The 19,562-nt window shown below is 29.2% G+C and carries 16 protein-coding genes; 12 read left to right on the forward strand and 4 right to left on the reverse strand.

Annotated elements, in window-relative coordinates:
- Positions 1-12 precede the first annotated feature (12 nt).
- The 3 genes from HMPREF0202_RS01605 to ilvA all read left to right on the forward strand — a co-directional run bounded on the left by HMPREF0202_RS01605 (position 13) and on the right by ilvA (position 6,508).
- Positions 13-4,293: a PolC-type DNA polymerase III gene (locus HMPREF0202_RS01605; protein ID WP_051364112.1), complete on the forward strand. Its 4,281-nt coding sequence runs from the start codon at positions 13-15 to the stop codon at positions 4,291-4,293.
- A gap of 17 nt (positions 4,294-4,310) precedes the next feature.
- Complete coding sequence (locus HMPREF0202_RS01610) at positions 4,311-5,216, forward strand: DMT family transporter (protein ID WP_040406057.1); 906 nt, start codon at positions 4,311-4,313, stop codon at positions 5,214-5,216.
- Between the two features lie 83 nt (positions 5,217-5,299).
- Entirely contained in the window at positions 5,300-6,508 is a 1,209-nt protein-coding gene (gene ilvA, locus HMPREF0202_RS01615; RefSeq protein ID WP_023049850.1) for a threonine ammonia-lyase, read from the forward strand.
- A gap of 32 nt (positions 6,509-6,540) precedes the next feature.
- On the opposite strand, the gene HMPREF0202_RS01620 is transcribed toward ilvA, so the two are convergent.
- Complete coding sequence (locus tag HMPREF0202_RS01620; RefSeq protein ID WP_023049851.1) at positions 6,541-7,119, reverse strand: DsbA family oxidoreductase; 579 nt, start codon at positions 7,117-7,119, stop codon at positions 6,541-6,543.
- 315 nt (positions 7,120-7,434) lie between these two features.
- Here HMPREF0202_RS01620 and HMPREF0202_RS01625 point away from each other — a divergent pair, with 315 nt between their 5' ends.
- Positions 7,435-8,520 carry a M14 family metallopeptidase gene (locus HMPREF0202_RS01625; RefSeq protein WP_023049852.1) on the forward strand — a complete coding sequence of 362 codons (1,086 nt, stop codon included), beginning with the start codon at positions 7,435-7,437 and terminating at the stop codon, positions 8,518-8,520.
- Between the two features lie 26 nt (positions 8,521-8,546).
- Here HMPREF0202_RS01625 and HMPREF0202_RS01630 read toward each other — a convergent pair whose 3' ends face one another.
- Together HMPREF0202_RS01630 and HMPREF0202_RS01635 are read right to left on the reverse strand one after the other, a co-directional pair.
- Positions 8,547-9,920 (reverse strand): sugar porter family MFS transporter, encoded by a 1,374-nt coding sequence (locus tag HMPREF0202_RS01630; protein WP_023049853.1) that lies wholly within the window; start codon positions 9,918-9,920, stop codon positions 8,547-8,549.
- Between the two features lie 95 nt (positions 9,921-10,015).
- Positions 10,016-10,744, reverse strand: a complete 729-nt coding sequence (locus HMPREF0202_RS01635) for a GntR family transcriptional regulator (RefSeq protein ID WP_023049854.1) — start codon at positions 10,742-10,744, stop codon at positions 10,016-10,018.
- Positions 10,745-10,973: 229 nt separating this feature from the next.
- On the opposite strand from HMPREF0202_RS01635, the gene agaV reads away from it, so the two are divergent.
- From agaV to HMPREF0202_RS01675, 8 genes are all read left to right on the forward strand, one after another.
- Positions 10,974-11,456 (forward strand): PTS N-acetylgalactosamine transporter subunit IIB, encoded by a 483-nt coding sequence (agaV, locus tag HMPREF0202_RS01640; protein WP_023049855.1) that lies wholly within the window; start codon positions 10,974-10,976, stop codon positions 11,454-11,456.
- An 11-nt stretch (positions 11,457-11,467) separates the two neighbouring features.
- Positions 11,468-12,253, forward strand: a complete 786-nt coding sequence (gene agaW, locus HMPREF0202_RS01645) for a PTS N-acetylgalactosamine transporter subunit IIC (RefSeq protein WP_023049856.1) — start codon at positions 11,468-11,470, stop codon at positions 12,251-12,253.
- On the forward strand, positions 12,243-13,064 hold the full coding sequence (locus tag HMPREF0202_RS01650; RefSeq protein WP_023049857.1) for a PTS system mannose/fructose/sorbose family transporter subunit IID: 822 nt from the start codon (positions 12,243-12,245) through the stop codon (positions 13,062-13,064). The genes agaW and HMPREF0202_RS01650 overlap by 11 nt, the downstream gene beginning before the upstream one ends.
- Before the next feature lie 20 nt (positions 13,065-13,084).
- Complete coding sequence (locus HMPREF0202_RS01655; RefSeq protein ID WP_023049858.1) at positions 13,085-13,510, forward strand: PTS sugar transporter subunit IIA; 426 nt, start codon at positions 13,085-13,087, stop codon at positions 13,508-13,510.
- 123 nt (positions 13,511-13,633) lie between these two features.
- Positions 13,634-14,569, forward strand: a complete 936-nt coding sequence (locus tag HMPREF0202_RS01660; protein ID WP_023049859.1) for an N-acetylglucosamine kinase — start codon at positions 13,634-13,636, stop codon at positions 14,567-14,569.
- Positions 14,570-15,697 (forward strand): SIS domain-containing protein, encoded by a 1,128-nt coding sequence (locus tag HMPREF0202_RS01665; RefSeq protein WP_023049860.1) that lies wholly within the window; start codon positions 14,570-14,572, stop codon positions 15,695-15,697.
- A complete protein-coding gene (locus tag HMPREF0202_RS01670) occupies positions 15,691-16,542 on the forward strand; it encodes a tagatose bisphosphate family class II aldolase (protein WP_023049861.1) in 852 nt (283 codons plus the stop codon). The genes HMPREF0202_RS01665 and HMPREF0202_RS01670 overlap by 7 nt, the downstream gene beginning before the upstream one ends.
- A gap of 2 nt (positions 16,543-16,544) precedes the next feature.
- Complete coding sequence (locus tag HMPREF0202_RS01675) at positions 16,545-17,462, forward strand: 1-phosphofructokinase family hexose kinase (RefSeq protein ID WP_023049862.1); 918 nt, start codon at positions 16,545-16,547, stop codon at positions 17,460-17,462.
- A 37-nt stretch (positions 17,463-17,499) separates the two neighbouring features.
- Here HMPREF0202_RS01675 and HMPREF0202_RS01680 read toward each other — a convergent pair whose 3' ends face one another.
- On the reverse strand, positions 17,500-19,431 hold the full coding sequence (locus HMPREF0202_RS01680) for an alginate lyase family protein (RefSeq protein ID WP_023049863.1): 1,932 nt from the start codon (positions 19,429-19,431) through the stop codon (positions 17,500-17,502).
- Between the last annotated feature and the right edge of the window lie 131 nt (positions 19,432-19,562).

Consider the following 19,562-nt stretch of genomic DNA (forward strand, 5'->3'; position numbering starts at 1 on the left):
ATTTTTAAAGATATGGGGATTGAAAATATAGAAATAACAGAGATTGTTTTTAGTGAAAGAAATAAAAAAATGGATCTTATCTGTGTAGTTTCTACTCCTCAAGATTTAAAAGGATTAGATAAGGCTTATGAAAATTTAAAAAAGAAGTTTGGAAATGAGTTAGATATTAATTTCAAAATAGATTATTTAACGAAAGAGATTACAAAAGAAAATTTTTTAGAAATTATTGAAAGAGTTATTGAAAAATTAAAGAGAACTAATGCTATTTCAAAATCGTTTTTATATCTATATAGAATATCTATAAAAAATGAAGTGATTGATATTGAATTGAAAAATGAGATGGCGGTAGAAACACTGTATAGTTCAAATTTAGATATAAAAATACAAACTCTTTTAGAAAACTATGGGATTAGAGGCTTTAGAGTAAATTTCATATCAGGAGATTTTAATAGTGAGATAAAATCTATAGAAACTGAAATAGAAAATAAAATAATAACTTTAAACTCTAAAGTTGCAGAGAAAGTATCAACAGAAAAAGCACCAGCTCCACCAGTTGAAATTAAGTCAGCTGTACCTATGGGAAGAGGTGGATTTAGTAAAAAGAAAGATATAAAAAGTCCAAGTATGCCAATATCAGAATTTAAAGAGCTAATAGAAAATGAGATAGCAGTTGTAGAAGGAGAACTATTTGCTACAGAAGGAAGAGAGTTAAGAACTGGAAAAATTCTTCAAGTTTTAAGAATAACTGATGGAGAAGATTCAATAACAGCTAAAATATTTTTAAATAGTCCAGAAGATTTTGATGTTAAAGTTGGAGATTTTGTAAAAATTAGTGGAAAGAAACAAATTGATAGTTTTGAAAATAATGAAGAGATAATTTTAGTAAATATATTAAATAAGTTGGATAAAGTAAAGTCTAAAAAAATAGATTCAGCTGATGAAAAAATGATTGAACTTCATACTCATACAAAAATGAGTGAAATGTGTGGAGTAGAAGATGTAAAAGGGATAGTTGGAAGAGCTTTAGAATATGGACATAAAGCTGTTGCAATAACAGATTATGGTGTTGTTCATGCTTTCCCATTTGCATATAAAGCAGCTAAAGGAAAAGATATAAAGATAATCTTTGGATGTGAAATGTATATGGTAGATGATACACAGCCAATGGTTCAAAATGCTAAAGATGTTTTGATAGATGAGGAAACATACGTTGTATTTGACTTAGAAACTTTAGGTTTAAATTCTCATAAAAATGAAATTATAGAGATTGGAGCTGTAAAGTTACAAGGAAGAAGAATAGTAGATAGATATTCACAGCTTATTAATCCAGGAAAAAAAATACCAAAGAAAATTCAGGACATAACAGGAATTGATGATGCGTTAGTTGAGAATATGCCAACCATAGATAAAATATTACCAGATTTTATGGAGTTTATAGGGGATGCTACTTTAGTAGCTCATAATGCACCATTTGATATGGGATTTTTAAAAAGAGATATAAAAAAATATATGGAAATAGATTATAATCCAGCTGTAATAGATACCTTGCAAATGGCTAGAGATTTATATCCTGATCAAAAAGGATACGGATTAAAACCTATGACAAAATTTTTAAAAGTAGCTCTTGAAAATCACCATAGAGCTGTTGATGACTCGCAAGCTACAGCAGCTATGTTTGCTATATTCTTAGAAAAGTATCTAGAAAACGGAGTTACAAATCAGTTGGATATGACAGGAGCTTTTCCTTTGAATTATAGAAAACAGGACATAAGAAACGTAATGGTTTTAGTTAAGGATTTAGTAGGACTAAAAAATCTATATAAATTAGTTTCACAGGCACATATTGATTATTTTGGAAGTAAAAAACCAAGAATTTTGAAAACTGTTTTAAATGAAAATAGAGAAGGATTGATTATTGGAGCTCCAACTTCAATTCATTTTTCTAATAGTGGAGAGTTATCCGAAGCATATTTTAGAAATGATTTATCAAAAGTTGAAAGATTAATTGATTTTTATGACTATATTGAACTTCAACCTAGAATTGGATTCTCAGAATTTTTAGATAATGATGAAACTGGAGCTATAGCTTCTTTCAAAGATGTTGAAAAGATGAATAGATATCTTTATGATTTAGGAAAAGAAAGAGGAAAGTTAGTTACGGGATCATCAAATGTGCATTATTTAGAAAAAGAGGATCATAAAATAAGATCAATACTTCTTTATGGAAGTGGAAGTGTATTTAGAGAAAACCAATATAGAGTAGACAATGGTTTTTATTTTAGAACTACTGATGAGTTATTAGAAGAGTTTAATTATTTAGGAGAAGATGTGTCTAAAGAAATTGTTGTTGAGGCAACAAATAAGTTAAATGAGATGATTGAAAAAGTTCAACCTATCCCAAGTGGATTTTATCCGCCAAAAATAGACAATGCAGAAAATATAGTTAGAGAAATGACCTACACAAAAGCTTATGAGCTATATGGAAATCCTTTGCCTGAAAATGTTGAGGCAAGAATAGAAAGAGAGTTAAAAGCAATTATAGGAAATGGATTCTCAGTATTATATTTATCAGCTCAAAAACTAGTTAAAAAATCTTTAGATAATGGATATTTAGTTGGATCAAGAGGATCAGTAGGTTCATCAATTGTAGCTTATATGATGGGAATAACAGAGGTTAATGCCCTTTATCCACATTATTTATGTACTAATCCAGAGTGTAAACATTCAGAGTTTATTGAAAGAGAAGGAGCTGGGGTTGACTTACCAGATAAAATTTGTCCAAAATGTGGGATACAAATGAAAAAAGATGGACACTCAATTCCGTTTGAAGTATTTATGGGATTTAATGGAGATAAGGTTCCAGATATAGATTTAAACTTTTCAGGAGAGTATCAATCGGAAATTCATAGGTATTGTGAAGAGTTATTTGGAAAATCAAATGTATTTAAAGCTGGTACAATTTCTACTTTAGCAGAAAAAAATGCTGAAGGTTACGTAAGGAAATTCTTCGAAGATCATAGTATATTCTCAGGAAGAGCCGAAGTCATGAGAATGGCCCAAAAATGTGAAGGAGCTAAAAAAACAACAGGACAGCATCCAGGAGGAATGATTGTAGTTCCTCAAGGTAATTCTATATATGAATTTTGTCCAGTTCAAAGACCTGCAAATGATCAAAATAGTGACTCAACAACAACTCATTATGACTATCACGTAATGGACGAACAATTAGTAAAGTTAGATATATTAGGGCATGATGATCCTACTACAATAAAGATATTACAAGAGTATACGGGAGTTGACGTTTATGATATACCTTTAGGAGATCCTGAAACATTGAAGATCTTTTCAGGAACAGAGGCGTTAGGTGTTACTCAAGAGGAGATAGGTTCAGTTGTAGGAACATATGGAGTTCCAGAATTTGGAACAGGATTTGTTAGACAAATGTTAGTTGATACAATGCCGACAACTTTTGCAGAATTAGTTAGAATATCAGGGTTATCACATGGAACAGATGTATGGCTAAATAATGCTCAAGAGTTTGTAAGAGAAGGAAAAGCAACTTTATCTCAAGTAATATCGGTTAGAGACGATATTATGAACTTCTTAATAGATCAAGGTATTGAAAAAGGAACTGCTTTTAAAATTATGGAGTTTGTAAGAAAAGGGCAACCAAGTAAAAATGTTGCACAGTGGAAAGAGTATTCTGACTTGATGAAAAGTCATGGGGTTCCAGAGTGGTATATAGAATCATGTAGAAGAATAAAGTATATGTTTCCTAAAGGACACGCGGTAGCATATGTTATGATGGCAATGAGAATAGCTTATTTTAAGGTTCATTATCCATTGGCTTTCTATGCAGCATACTTAAGTAGAAAAGTTGAAGATTTTGATTTTGAATTAATGAATGATTTAGTAAAAGTTAAAGAAAAAATTCAAGAATTAAATAGAGAACCAAAGCTTGATGTTAAGAAAAAAGCTCAATTAGCAGTGTGTGAAATAATAGTAGAAATGCATGCAAGAGGGTTTGAATTTTTAAATTTAGATGTTTATAAATCTCATGGTTCTAAGTTTATAATAGAAGACGGAAAGATAAGAGTTCCATTAATGGGATTAAATGGATTAGGAGCATCAGTAATGGAAAATATAGTCAGAGAAAGAGAGCTAGGAAGATTCATATCTTATGAAGATTTTAAAAGAAGAACCAAAACATCTCAAACAACTGTAGATAAGTTAAAGGAATTTAATTGTATAGAGTCTTTAAGTGAAACAAATCAGACGACTTTATTTTTCTAGGAGGAAAAGTGTTTAATATAAAAAAGCAATATTTAGGAGCAGGGTTAGTTTGCTTAGCAGCAACAATGTGGGGATTTGACGGAATAGTGTTAACTCCTAGATTATATCAATTAAACGTAGCATATGTTGTATTTGTGTTACATCTACTACCTTTAATAGGTATGAGTATTTTATTTGGAAAATCTGAAATTACAAATATAAAAAAATTGAGTAAAGAAGATTTATTTTTTTATTTTTTAATAGCTTTATTTGGAGGCACTTTAGGAACGTTATCTATAGTAAAAGCTTTATTTCTAGTTAACTTTAATCACCTCACAGTGGTTACTCTTTTACAAAAGTTACAACCGGTTTTTGCGATATTTCTTGCTAGAATTTTACTGGGAGAAAGAGTAGGAAAAAACTTTGTATTTTGGACTATAGCCGCATTAATGAGTGGATATTTATTAACGTTTCAGTTCTCTTTACCTCATTTTGAAGTTGGAGATAATATAGGTTTAGCAAGTATTTATGCTATTTTAGCTGCATTTTCTTTTGGTAGTTCTACAGTATTTGGTAAAAAAATATTGGCTCACTCTACTTTTAGAACAGCTCTATATACAAGATACTTATTTACATCAATTATAACTGGTTTAATAGTTATAGCTAATGGGAATTTAGGATGGTTTCTAAAAACAACTTCTCATCAATGGATGATTTTTGTTATTATAGGCTTAACAACAGGAAGTGGAGCGGTGTTGCTTTACTATATAGGACTTAGATATATAAAAGCAAATATTGCAACTATGTGTGAGCTATGTTTCCCAGTCTCTTCAATAGTATTTGATTATATTTTTAATGGAAGATTATTATCTCCAGTTCAATTTATGAGTGCTGGTATATTATTATTTACAATATATAAAATTACAAGAAATCAAAAAAATTAAAAAAATCTTGAAAAAAATGTTCTAAAAATATATAATAAAGTTGTAAAAAGTTATATAATAATGAAATTTGGAGGGGTTAAACCGTGGATTGTAATTTTACCTTAGAAGATATATTAAAGGCTAATGAAACTATAAAGGATTCATTAAAGAGAACACCTGTAGTAGAGTGTCCAACTCTTAGAGAGATGACTGGAAATGCAGTGTATTTTAAGTTAGAAAATCTTCAAAAAACAGGTTCGTTTAAATTAAGAGGAGCTTTAAATAAGATAGCAAGTCTTTCACCAGAGGAAAGAGCAGCTGGTGTTATAGCTTCTTCAGCAGGAAATCACGCTCAGGGAGTAGCACTAGGAGCTGCAGCTCAAGGAATAAAAGCTACAATAGTTATGCCAGCAACAGCTCCATTAGCAAAAATTGCAGCTACAAAATCGTATGGTGCAGAGGTAATTTTAGAAGGTGAAGTTTATGATGATGCTTACAGAAAAGCTTGTGAAATTCAAAAAGAAACTGGAGCCACTTTTTTACACCCTTTTGATGATAAATTTGTAATGGCAGGACAGGGAACAATTGGATTAGAGATATTAGAGGACATACCTGATGTAGATATTGTTTTAGTTCCTATTGGAGGAGGAGGAATTATTGGTGGTATAGCAAAAGCTATAAAATCATTAAGGCCAGAAGCTAAAGTAATTGGAATTGAAGCAGCTCATGCAGCTTCAATGGCAGAAGCTGTTGCTATGAAAGAAATCTGTGAAATTTCAACAAAACCAACAATTGCAGATGGAATAGCAGTAAGAAAAGCAGGATGTGAGCCATTTAAAATAGTTCAAGAATGTGTTGATGAAATAGTAACTGTAACAGAAGATGAAATAGCAAAAGCGATACTATTTCTTATGGAAAAAAGTAAAGTTGTAGCTGAGGGAGCAGGAGCTACTACAGTTGCAGCAATTTTAGCTGGAAAAATAAAAGCTGAAAATAAAAAAGTTTGTGCTGTAATATCAGGTGGTAATATTGATATTAACCTTGTTGAAAGAGTTTTAAATAAGGCTCTTATACTTGAAGGAAGAAGATTTGCATTTTCAATAGAACTTTCAGATAAAGTTGGAGAGATGGCAAAAGTTGTGGCTACTATTTGTGAAATGAATGCAAATATTTTAAGTATAAATCAAACTATGTATAGTCAAAATTTAGGAATAACTTCTCAAGAAGCAACTTTTGTATTAGAATGTTTCGATAAACAGCACCAAGAAAAAGTAAGAGAAAAATTAACAAATATGGGGTATAGAATGTATTAAAAAAATGGCTATCTTTTAGATAGCCATTTTTACTATTTTAATAATTCTAACCATTTTTCAGTTGTTCTAGGAAAAGTTTCAAGTTGAGTATCATCGATGTAGAAAGTAGGTACAACGTCAAAATCAAATTCAGAAACTTCAGCATTTAGTTTTTGATGAGCTTCTTTAAATTTACCAGATAATAAAGCGTCAGCAAATTCAAATTTGGGTATTAATAAATTATCAGCAATTTCAATTAATATTTCAACGTTTCCGATATCTTTATTATGTAGCCAATATGCTTCTAGAACTGCTCTAACATATTCAATTCCTTTGTCATATTTTTCAGCGATATATATTCCTTCAAAAGCTAATGCTGTTCTAGGTTTTGGACTGATTGTTGGAAAATTAACTTCAATATTTTCCTGTTTTGCCCAATTAACTATATTTTTTTCAAAATATTCTTTGCTAGCTTCGTTAACTATAGGTTGTGGTTTCGGTTCAGGTGAAAGCTCATAAGGAAAAAATCTAAATTCTGGTTTTAAATTTTTTTCTTTTAAAGCTTTTTCTAAAATTTTTTCTCCAACATAACAATATGGACATACAAAATCTAAAATTATTGATATTTTCATAACTTCCTCCTTAAATAATTACAATTATATTACTACTATTACAAAATATCAATCTAAATCCTTTTAAAAAATAAAAAATAGTTGCATAAACTTTTTATTTATAGTATACTCCTTCTAACAATAGAAGAGAGGTTAGTTCACTTCCATAAAAGGAGCCTAAGGCCGACGGCGATAATCTTTATGACCCTGTGAATTAAGTATTGTGACGCTGCCATAACAATACGCTTATTAGTTTATAATTAAGTTCTCGAAGGCATACCAATTTTGGTATGTCTTTTTCTTTTGGGGTAGACATTAAAATTTGGGAGGATATAAATGTCAAAAACTTTTTTATTAACTTTTTTATCATTAACTACACTAGTACTTGCTAAAACTGAGTATACTGGAGGAAAATATCTTGGGAAAGATGTAATAACAAACTTAGATGTAGAGGATTTAGAGGATGGAAAAACATATGAATTTTTCTTTGAAGGAACAGAGAATAGTTTAGGAAATCCATGGTATATTCCAGTTACAGTAATTAAAGGAGAAAAATCAGGTAAGAAATTTTTAATTAATTCAGGTGTTCATGGAAATGAATTAAATCCGATTTTAACTACTTATAAGATAAAAGAGAAATTAAAACCACAAGATTTGAAGGGAACAATAACAATAGTTCATGGAATGAATATACCTGGATTGTTAAATAATAATAGAGGTTATACATTTGGAGGAGGTTCTGAAAGCACATCAGATTTGAATAGACAAATGGATTCGGGAAAGACAGCAACATCAGACCAAAAATATTCAACATTACTTTGGAATAATTTATTATCAAAAAATGCAGATAAAGTAATTGATTTACACACAAGTGGAAAAGGAAGTAAATTCCCATTATTTGTTTATGCTGACTTTAGAAATCCAGATATTAAAAAGATGGCAGAATTAACAAGAGCAGATATTGTAAAAATGGATAATGGGGAAAAGGGTTCTGTGGAAACATCATTTGTAGAGTTGGGAATTCCAAGTATTACTTTTGAATTGGGATCTTCAGAAACACAAGAAGCTTTAATAGTAGAAAGAGCAACAAATGGAGTCATAAATAATCTTATTTATTGGGATAATTTAAGTGGAAAAAAAATAACACCGGAGACAGAGACATTTTATGGAAATTCATGGAGTCGTATTCGAGCTGAAAAAGGTGGGTTTGTAGAAACAAAAGTTAATGTAATGGATAAAGTAAAAAAAGGAGATATTTTATTTACTCAATATGATGCTTTTGGAAAAGTTTTAAAAAATTATGAAGCACCGAATGATGGAGTAGTAGCAAGTGTAAAAGATTATCCTTTTAGTGAGCCTGGGGACTCTTTAGGAAGAGTTATAGAATATGATTCAAAAGATAAAGATCAAATTTTAAAATAAATAAAAATGGGCTAATTAGCCCATTTTTATTCCCAATCACCTTTTGTTTTCCAATAATCTGCAATCTCTTCAAGTGTTTTATCTTTTGTTTCAGGGAGAAATAGAATTATGATAAAAAATATTAACATAGAACCAGAAAAAATAATAAATGAAATTGATCCATGAAATTTTTCTGTTAAATAGATATTAGCATTTAGTAGAGGGAAGGAGTAAATTATTGCTGCATCAGCAATCCAATTTATCATACCAGTAAGAGAGCTTCCTTTTGATCTAATAACAGTTGGAAGAACTTCAGATATATAAACAGTAAGCATAGCACCAGCAGATATAGTAAAGAAAAAATTATAAATATATATAAAATAAGATAAATCTAATCCAATTTGCGTTTCATATAAAGAATAAGCAATAAACGCTTCCGAAAAAAACATTCCTGCTGCACCAATAAGTAAAAGGATTTTTCGACCCATTTTATCGGCAAATGTAACTACAAAAATAGCACCTAATAATTCTGAAACACCAATAAATATACTTTGAAAATAAGCCAAACTAGGAGTGTCACTAGAAATGGTTGCAAATATTTTTTGAGCATAATATGTGATAGCATTTACTCCAGAAAGTTGTCTAAATATTGGGAAAATAATACAAAGAGTTAAAGCATAAACAAGACCACCACGAATTTTTATTTTTTTTCCAGATATTTCTGGAGAGTTATTGGTAAGCATTTCTGAAAAAACTATATTTACCCGTTCTTTCGAATCAATAAAAGCTTCCAAGCTTTCTTTCGCTTCTTCAATTCGACCTTTAATTATAAGCCAACGAGGACTTTCAACAAGAGTGAGCATGCTAAATAGCATAATAATTAATAACGCAATTTCAATAAAAATTAGAACTCTCCATCCAAATTTAATATTCCATTCTAAAGAAAAATGATAGTTAAATATAAATCCAATAGTATAGCCTAATATTAATCCAAAAGCTAAAAGCAGTTGACGAATAGAGCCTGCTCGACCTCTTTTAGGAGCAGGTGCGACTTCTGTAATATACATTGGAGCTGCAACAAATATTAACCCAATAGAAAAACCAAAAACAATTCTTCCAATATAAAAAATAGTAATAAATGGGGCGAGTGAGGCAAATAAAAGACCAATTATTCCAACGATAACTCCATAAATCATTGTTAGTTTCCGTCCGATTTTATCACTAAAATATCCTGCAAGTAAACTTCCGAAAAAGTTTCCAATAAGAGATATGGCAACAAGAATTCCGACTTGACTAGGACCTAATTTAAAATATGGTTGAATATATTTAACAGATCCTCCCAAATTAGCAGAATCATATACAAATATAAATCCAGCCATACCAACAATAGAGGCTACAGTGTATATATTTTTATTCTTCATTTAATATCCTCCTTAAAAAACCATAGAATTAAGACTAAAATATAATGGTTTTACAAGTAAAAACATATAAATCCTTGAAGAAGTAAAAATATATTTTAAATAAAATTATTTAGACGAACCTTATATTTGAAACTATTTCCTTTAACTATTGATTTTGTATATTCAATAATACTATTTTTTTCAAATGTATATCTTTCGAGAGTCATACCACAATCACCAGGAACTGCGTTTAAAAATAAACTATCATTTTCATTTAAAATACAAGGTGAAAAAGTTTCTTCAGCATATGAGATAGAAACATTATATTTATTTTTCATGAGATTATACAGTCCGTTTAATTCAATATCACTTTCTAAAATTTCTTCAAATCTCCATTGAGGTAAGTATGTTGTCTCATACATAAGGGCCTCATTATCAGCTAAACGAACTCTATTTAAAATAAAAATTTTATCATTAGGGTGTATATTTAGTTTTGCAGCTATGACATTTCCAGCTTCTTTTAAAATTAGATTTAGAATTTTATTTCCAGGAATTTTACCTAATTTAATCATTTCATCACTGAAGGAATAAAAACCATTCAAATCTTGATTTATTTTGTGAGTTGATACGAAATTTCCTTTTCCATGTATTTTATAAATATCTTTTTGTTTCTCAAGTTCAGATAAAGCTTGTCGAACAGTAGCTCGACTAATATTAAAAGTTTCTGATAACTCCCTTTCAGAAGGAATTTTTTCGCCTTCATTGTATGTACCAGATTTTATTTGTTCTAAAATGATTTCAACTAGCTGTAAATAAAGTGGTGTTGTAGAAGATTTATCAATCACTATAGTACCTCCCTAATAAAGTTTAATTTTTTCAAATTATATCAAAGTTATAAGAATTTGTCTTGAAAAAAATATTTTTGAAATTTTTTTTATAAAATATAGGGTAGAGAGATATATGAAAAAATAAAAAAATAAAAGTAGAATCCATTATTGACAATGAAAAAAAATGAGGTATACTCGTACCAATAAAAGTGGTACGTACAAAAAATAAAAAAGAGGGGTGTTTTTTATGCCGGAACCAAATATTGTTTTAGTGAGAATTGATAACAGATTGATTCATGGTCAAGTTGCAACTGCGTGGGCACAACATTCAGGAGCTAATTTATTATTAGTTCCAAATGATGATGTAGCACAAAATCCTACAAGACAAAGTCTGATGAATTTAGCCGCACCAAAAGGAGCTCAGACAAGATATTTTTCTATTCAAAAAACTATAGATATTATTCATAAAGCTGCACCAAGACAGCTTATAGCAATAATAGCTGAAACACCTCAAGATGTATTAAAATTAGTTGAAGGGGGAGTGCCAATAAAAAAAGTAAATATTGGAAATATGCATATGGCTGAGGGGAAAAAACAAATATCTAAAGCTGTTTGTGTAGATGAAAATGATATATCAACATTCAAAAAATTATCAGAATTAGGTATTGAATTGGAAATTCAAAGAGTTCCAACAGAAGGAAAGGAAAATATTCTAGAATTGATAAAATAGGAGGGGTGTAGATGTTATTAAAAGCTTTTTTAGTTGCCATTTATGCGGGATTAGCTGGAATAGATTTATTTGATGGACTATCACATATTCATAGACCATTAGTAAGTGGATTAATAGTGGGATTGATTTTAGGTGATATGAAAATGGGATTAATTGCAGGAGCAACATTAGAACTAGTTTGGATGGGAGCTGTTCCTGTTGGTGGAGCTCAACCACCAAATGTAGTTGTAGGAGGAATAATTGGATCAGCATTTGCAATTATGGCCAAGCAAGATCCTACTGTTGCTGTGGGGATTGCAATTCCTTTTGCAGTAGCAGTTCAAGCATGTATAACGCTATTATTTACATTTTTTTCTCCAGTTATGCATAAGGCAGATAAGTATGCAGAAAGTTGTGATACAAAAGGAATAGAGAGAATAAACTATTTAGGAATGGGGATTTTATTTATTTTTTATTTTACAGTAGTATTTTTACCAATATCAATAGGAGCAGAAGCAGCTCAAGGAATAGTTTCTTTATTACCACCGTGGTTAATTAAAGGATTTGGAGTAGCTGGTGGAATGATGCCAGCAATAGGATTTGCTCTTTTATTAAATATAATGTTTAAAAAAGAATATATAATATTCTTTGTATTAGGGTTTATACTAGCAACATATTTAAATTTACCAGTAATAGCCATTGCAGCAATAGGGTTCATAATAGCTATATATGATTATCAGAAGAGTAAAAGTGTTGATAAAATTAAGGGATTATCTTTAACATCTTCTACAGAGGAGGATTATAGCGATGGAATATAATAATAATGGATATGTAGATAGTAGTCAAGAAAAAGTTATAACAAAAAAAGATTTAAATCATATGGTTTGGAGATCATTTTTATTACAAGCATCATTTAACTATGAAAGAATGCAAGCGTGTGGATGGTTATATAGCATGATACCAGCATTGAAAAAAATTCATAAAAATAAAGAGGATTTATCTAGATCAATGAAATTACATATGGAGTTTTTCAATGTTCACCCATTTCTGGTAACTTTTGTACAGGGAATTGTAACAGCAATGGAAGAAAATAAAGAGAGTCAAGAGGCTATACGGGGAATTAAAATTGCACTAATGGGACCTTTAGGTGGAATAGGAGATGCTTTATTTTGGTTTACATTATTGCCAATAGCTGCGAGTATAGGAGTTTCATTATCTTTGGAAGGAAGTATAGCAGGACCTATTATTTTTCTATTGATATTTAATTCGGTTCATATTTTCTTAAGATTTTTCTTAATGCATTATTCTTATAAAATGGGAGTAGAGGCTATAGAAAAATTACAAGGAGATACAGAGTATGTAACAAAAGGTTCGTTAATATTAGGTTTAACAGTTGTAGGTGGATTGATAGCTTCTTTTGTTAGATTAAACATACCGTATGTTATAGAAATGGGTAGTACAATAGTAAATATTCAAACAGATGTAATTGATAAAATAATGCCAAATATGTTGCCTTTACTGTATACTCTTCTTATGTTTTATTTATTAAAGAAAAAGAAAACACCAATAACATTGATTATGTTGACATTAGCTATTGGAATAATAGGAAGTTTGATAGGAATACTTTAGAAAATTACAGGGAGATGAATATGTTTAAAATTATTGTAAGTGGTCATGGAGAGTTTGCTTCTGCTATTGAAAAAACATTAGAATATATTATAGGTAAACAAGAAAATATAGAGTATATAAACTTTAATAATGGAATGGGAACTAAAGAGTTAGAGAAAAGATATACTGAATCTCTTTTAAAGAATGGAGATAGAGAAACTCTTTTTTTAACAGATTTAGCAGGTGGAACTCCGTTTTCAACAGCAGTAACTTTGTCTCAAAATATGAAAAATATATATGTATTGGGTGGTATAAATATTCCTACAATTTTAGCAGCAATAGAATATAGAGATGAAGAAAGTCTAGAAAAAGCAATAGTTGATATAATAAATCATGGAAAAGAATCTATAGTTATATTTGAAAAAAAAGAGCTAAATGATAATTTTCAAATTGAAGATGGAATATAGTATTAAAAAGTCTTAGAAATTATCTAAGACTTTTTTCATAAAAATAATTGACAAAATAAAAAAAATTAACTATAATCATTTTAACTGGTATGTACCAGTAAAAAAATATTGGGGTGGTACATAATGAAATTTTTTATAGGAATAGATAGCGGTGGAACAAAAACAGCTGTTTCAGTTATAGATGAAGATAAAAATGAGGTTTTAAGTTTTCAAAAAGGAACTGGTCATTATTTACAAATTGGTTTTAATGGATTAGAAGAATTGTTGATATCTATACTAGAGGAAGTTTTAGAAAAGTTAAATATAACTAAAGATGATATAGGTTATATATTTGCAGGTATTCCAGGGTATGGAGAGATAAAAGAGGATCAAAAAATAATTGAAGATGTTGCCAAAAAATCTTGGAGAGGGATAAAGTTTCAATTAGGAAATGATATGAAAGCTGGTTGGGCTGGATCGTTGGAATGTAACCCTGGGATTAATATCATAGCTGGAACAGGAGCTATTGGATATGGAATAAATGAACTAGGGGAAGAAGCAAGAACAAGCGGTTGGGGACATGCATGTGGTGATGAAGGGTCGGCTTACTGGATTGCTAAAAAAGGAATTGAAATATTTACAAAACAAGCAGATGGAAGATATCCTAAAACAGCTTTATATACTACTATGAGAGAAGAATTAAATTTAAAAGAAGATTTTGATTTGATAGATTTAATTTATAATCAATATTCTCTTGATAGGGGAAAAATAGCTCAATTATCAATGGTAGTTTATAAAGCAGCAGAAAAAAATGATCCACACTGTATAGAGATATTTAAAGAAGCATCAATAGAGATTGGACTTATGATAAAAGCTATATCTGAAAAAATAGATTTCATTGAGAAGCCTATAAAGGTTTCATACGTAGGTGGTGTATTTAAAGCTTCAAAATATATTTTTGATAATTTAAAAATTTATTTAAAAAATAATAAAATTGATGCAGTAATACTTGAACCAAAATACACGCCAGTTTATGGATCAGCACTTTATGCATTAAAATTATGGGAGGGGAATAAATAAATGAAAGATTTTTATACATTAAAAGAGATTGAGCAACAAAAAAGATTATGGTTAGAAACAATAAATTTAGTGAAAGAAAAAAAAGAAGAAATCAAATCATTTTTAGATAAAAATGATTTTAAAAATAGAAAGATTATTTTTACAGGTGCAGGAACTTCAGAGTTTGTAGGAAATAGTATAACTCCAGCTTTAGGGGGAAATGTTCTTTCAATAGCTACAACAGATATCGTTTCTAACCCAGAAAACTATTTAAAAAAAGATGAAAAAGTAATATTAATTTCATGTGCTCGTTCAGGTAATAGTCCAGAAAGTGTAGCAACGGTTAAGCTAGCAGATGAGATAATAGATGATGTTTGTCATATTTTAATAACTTGTAATAAAGATGGAAAATTAGCAATAAATAAAAAAGATGATAAAAAAGCACTTGTTCTTTTAATGCCAGAGGAGTCTAATGATAAGGGATTTGCAATGACAAGTAGTTTCACTTGTATGTCTTTAACAGGACTTTTAATATTTAATTTAGAATCACTAGAAAAAATAGAAGATGTAATGAAAAAACAAATAGAAAAAATAAAAGATGAGGATATGAAGTTGTTGATTGATTCGTTAATAACTTTAGATATATCAAGAATTGTATATTTAGGAAGTTCATGTTTAAAAGGTGTAGCAGAAGAGGCAGCATTGAAATGTTTAGAGTTAACAGCAGGTCATATGAGTTTACATTATAATTCACCGCTAGGATTTAGACATGGACCAAAGTCGATTATAAATGACACAACAATGATTATTACGTTACTTTCAAATAATGATTATACAAGAAAATATGAATTAGATTTATTAAAAGAGATGTATGGTGAAAATAAAAAGAAAGTTTTAGTAACTTTAGATATGAAAAATTCAGATGAAGCCAGAAAAAATTCACATTACTACTATACATTTAATAATGATGACAACAATGCAGAAGATGTATTCAATATGTTTAGTTATATATATTTTGCTCAATTATTTGCATTTTATAAATCAAAAAGTTTTGGAATAAATCCAGATAATCCGTGTCCAACAGGAGAAGTAAACAGAGTTGTACAAGGTGTTATAATATACGATTATAAGGGGGAATCACAATGTTAGTTTCAACAAACCAAATGTTATTAGATGCACAAAAAGGAGGGTATGCAGTACCAGCTTTTAATATTCATAATTTAGAGACAATTCAGGTGGTGGTAGATACAGCAAACGAGTTAAAATCACCAGTTATATTAGCAGCAACACCAAGTACAGTTAAATATGCAGGTATTGAGTATCTGATAAAAATGATAGAGACAGCAAGTGAAAAGTATGATATACCAATAGCGTTTCATTTAGATCATCATGAAGATGTAAATAGTATAAAAGAAGCTATTTTATTAGGATGTAAGTCAGTTATGATTGATGCATCACATCATCCCTTTGAAGAGAATATAAAAATAGTAAAAGAAGTTGTAGATTTTGCTCATAGATATGATGTAAGTGTAGAGGCAGAATTAGGAAAATTAGTAGGGCAAGAGGATGATTTAATAGTTGATGAATCACAGTCTTCATATACAGATCCTAAATTAGCTAAAGAGTTTGTTGAAAGAACTGGGGTAAATTCACTAGCGGTAGCTATAGGAACAGCTCATGGATTATATAAAAATGAACCAAAATTAGATTATGATAGATTAAAAGAGATAAAAAAATTAGTGGATATACCATTAGTTTTACATGGAGCATCAGGAGTACCTTTTGACTCAGTTAGGACAACAATAGAAGATGGAATTTGTAAAGTTAATATTGCAACAGAATTAAAAATACCATTCGCAGAGAGTTTAAAAGAATTTTTCTTAAAAAATCCAAATGAAAGCGATCCGAGAAAATATTTAATTCCAGCAAAAGAAGCTATGAAAAAGGTTGTTGTAGATAAGATAATTATGTGTAAAAGTGATAATAGAGGATAATTATGATATTAACAATAACTTTAAATCCTGCAATTGACATAAGATATGAAATAGATAATTTTGAAATAAATAGTATTTTTAGAGGAAAAGCATCTAAAACAGCTGGTGGAAAAGGATTGAATGTTTCAAGAGTTTTAAGATTACTTGGAGAAAATGTTGAAGCAAGTGGTTTTTTAGGTGGGAATAGTGGTGATTGGATAAGTAGTAAAATAGAAAGTATAGGAATCAAAGATAAATTTATAAAAACAGATGCAGAAACAAGAAGTTGTATTGCTATATTAGGAAAAGGAACACAAACTGAAATATTAGAACCAGGAGAAAAAGTTTCAACAAATTATATTGATAAATTTTTAGAGTTTTTTAAAAATAATTTTGATAGATTTGAAACAATATGTATTAGTGGAAGCGCTCCTCAAGGAGTTCAAGATGATATCTATAAAGTTTTATGTGAGATAGCTAATAATAAAAAGGTGATACTTGATACAAGTGGTAAATTTTTATTAAAAGGCATTGAAGGTAATCCATATCTTATAAAACCTAATAAAGAAGAGCTAGAAGGAATGTTAGGAAGGGAACTATTAACTTTTTCAGAACTTTTAGAAGGTGCTAAAGAGATAAAAAATAGAGGATGCAAAAATCTATTGGTTTCTTTAGGGAAAGATGGGGCTATCTTTATTGATGAGAAAAATGATATTTATAGAGTAAGCATACCTAAGGTAAATATAAAAAATCCTGTAGGGAGTGGTGATTCGACAATTGCTGGATTTGCATATGGTTTAAATGAAAATAAATCACCAGAGGAAACATTAAAGTTAGCAATGGCTTGTGGAATATCTAATGCAATGATGGATGAAACAGGAAATATTGATCTAGATGTTGTTAAGGAATTATTCAATAAAGTAAAAGTAGAAAAAATATAAAAAAGTATCCCTTAGATTTATTCTAAGGGATACTTTTTTAATATTTAATAATTTCAAAAGATATGGTATCGTTATACTTTTTAATAAATCCAGTTTTTCCATAAAGTAAGATATTATCAATTAAATAGCTTTTTTTCTGATTGTTTATATCAATCATTGAGTTAAAAACAATAATTTTATTATTTGGAGTTAAAGTAATCTCAATTGCTTGGGCCTCATAAGAAGGAACAAAAGATCCATCTCCTCTTAAAACCGAAGCTTCTTGGATACTAAGTTCTTTAGAAGATATTATAGTAAACAGTGTTTTACTTTTATTACTTTTTATAGAACTAACCAATTGAAAATTAGAGTTTATTTTATTATATTCAGTAGAAAAAATACTATTTTTTAAATTTAAGTTTAAATTTTTATCAATCCAATACATGAAAAGATTACTATTTTCTCCTTTAATAAAAGCTTTTAGGCCATCAACTGTAGGTTTTTTATCTGGATAAAAATTAAAAATTTGAGAATATTCGTGAGCACCTTCAGTTAAAAATTCATCAATAATAATCCATAAATCATTTTTTAAATATAAAATTTTTCGATTAGTAACAACAGGAGATTCTAAAGAGACATATCCTAAGTGTCCACCTTCTACAAAATCAAAGGTTGTATTAAAAGAGTGGTGTGTATTTAAAGTTAAAGCAGATTCAACAATACCCCATGCTCCATTAAATTTACTAAATGGAAGATTGTCAACGATAGTAGTATTGTGTGCAAAACAACTTTTTAAGAATTCTCGGTCTTTATTACCTTCAACATAAGTAAATCTTCCAGGGTCACTTATAAAATCTTCTCCATTAGAGACTAAATCAAAGTGTAAGTGTTCTCCATGTCCATGTCCACTACCAAGGGCTCCGCATCTAAACCAAAGATAATTACTATTATCTTCAAAAGAATCTCTTAGATAAAAATTTCCACTTTCTTTTAGAGCGATTGAAGTAAAATTAGGCTTTTTAGTTGGTAGTTCTTCATATTTAGAAATATTTGAATCTCCAATATCCCAAATAGATTCAAAGTCTACAAAGTTATAGCCAAAGTATTTTAAATTTTGATCTTTTAAAATATAGGCAGATCGAGTAATAATGTCCCTTAAATCTGTTTCGTCACTATCTCCTTGCATAGGTTGGTTATGATTTGGTTTCTTCATATAAGCATTACTATAAGCTAGTTTTCTTATACTAGATAGAATAAAACTAGGTGTATCTAAATTTAATTTTTCAAAATCAAAAGCAATATCAAGAAGACAATTTAAAACCTCGTTGTGATACATAGGAGATTGTTCCCAATGGACTCCATCAGGTAAGATTTGAATTTTACATTGATATTCCAAACGTTCTAATGCAATAGTTAAGTATTGGCTTAAAATAGAGTGTTGTTCTTGATAATTTAAAGCCAGAGATATTAATCCACAGTTTTGCATAACTCCCCAATTACTAAGAGTTCTAAAATCATCATAAGTTTTAATTAGAAGTTCACATTGATATAGAAGAGATTCAATCATTTTATTTTCAATAAAGTTTAAATTACAAGAACTATTTTTAAAAATTTTAATAGCTTTTATCCAGTTTAAACACCGAATTCCTATTTCGATAGTTCTAGAACAATTGAAATACTCATCTTTGAAAACATCTACAGTATCAATCCATGAGTTAACTTGTGAGATAAAAGTATCAAAGTATTTTTCTTCAGAGGTTAAAGCGTAAGCTTTAGCAAGATAAACCCAAAATTTATGACGATTTAACATAAATGTCCACTCGGGATCTTCAAAAGGAATTTTATTCCAAATAATTTCTTCAGAAAAAGTATATGGAATTTTACAAACTTCCATATCCCACTTATGATTAAAAATAAATGTATTTTTGCAAAGCAAATCACAAGTTTCAATTATTTTTTTACTATTCTCTTTGAATAGTTTATTTTTCATAGTTCCTCCCAGTTAATTAAATAATTTTACTTTTTCAATTGAATATTTAACTACAAGTAAAAATTACTATTATTATAGTATTTTAAAAGAATTTTTTCGTTTTAATAAGTAATAATTCTTTTATATAATTA

This window comes from Cetobacterium somerae ATCC BAA-474, assembly GCF_000479045.1.
Lineage (GTDB): Bacteria > Fusobacteriota > Fusobacteriia > Fusobacteriales > Fusobacteriaceae > Cetobacterium_A > Cetobacterium_A somerae.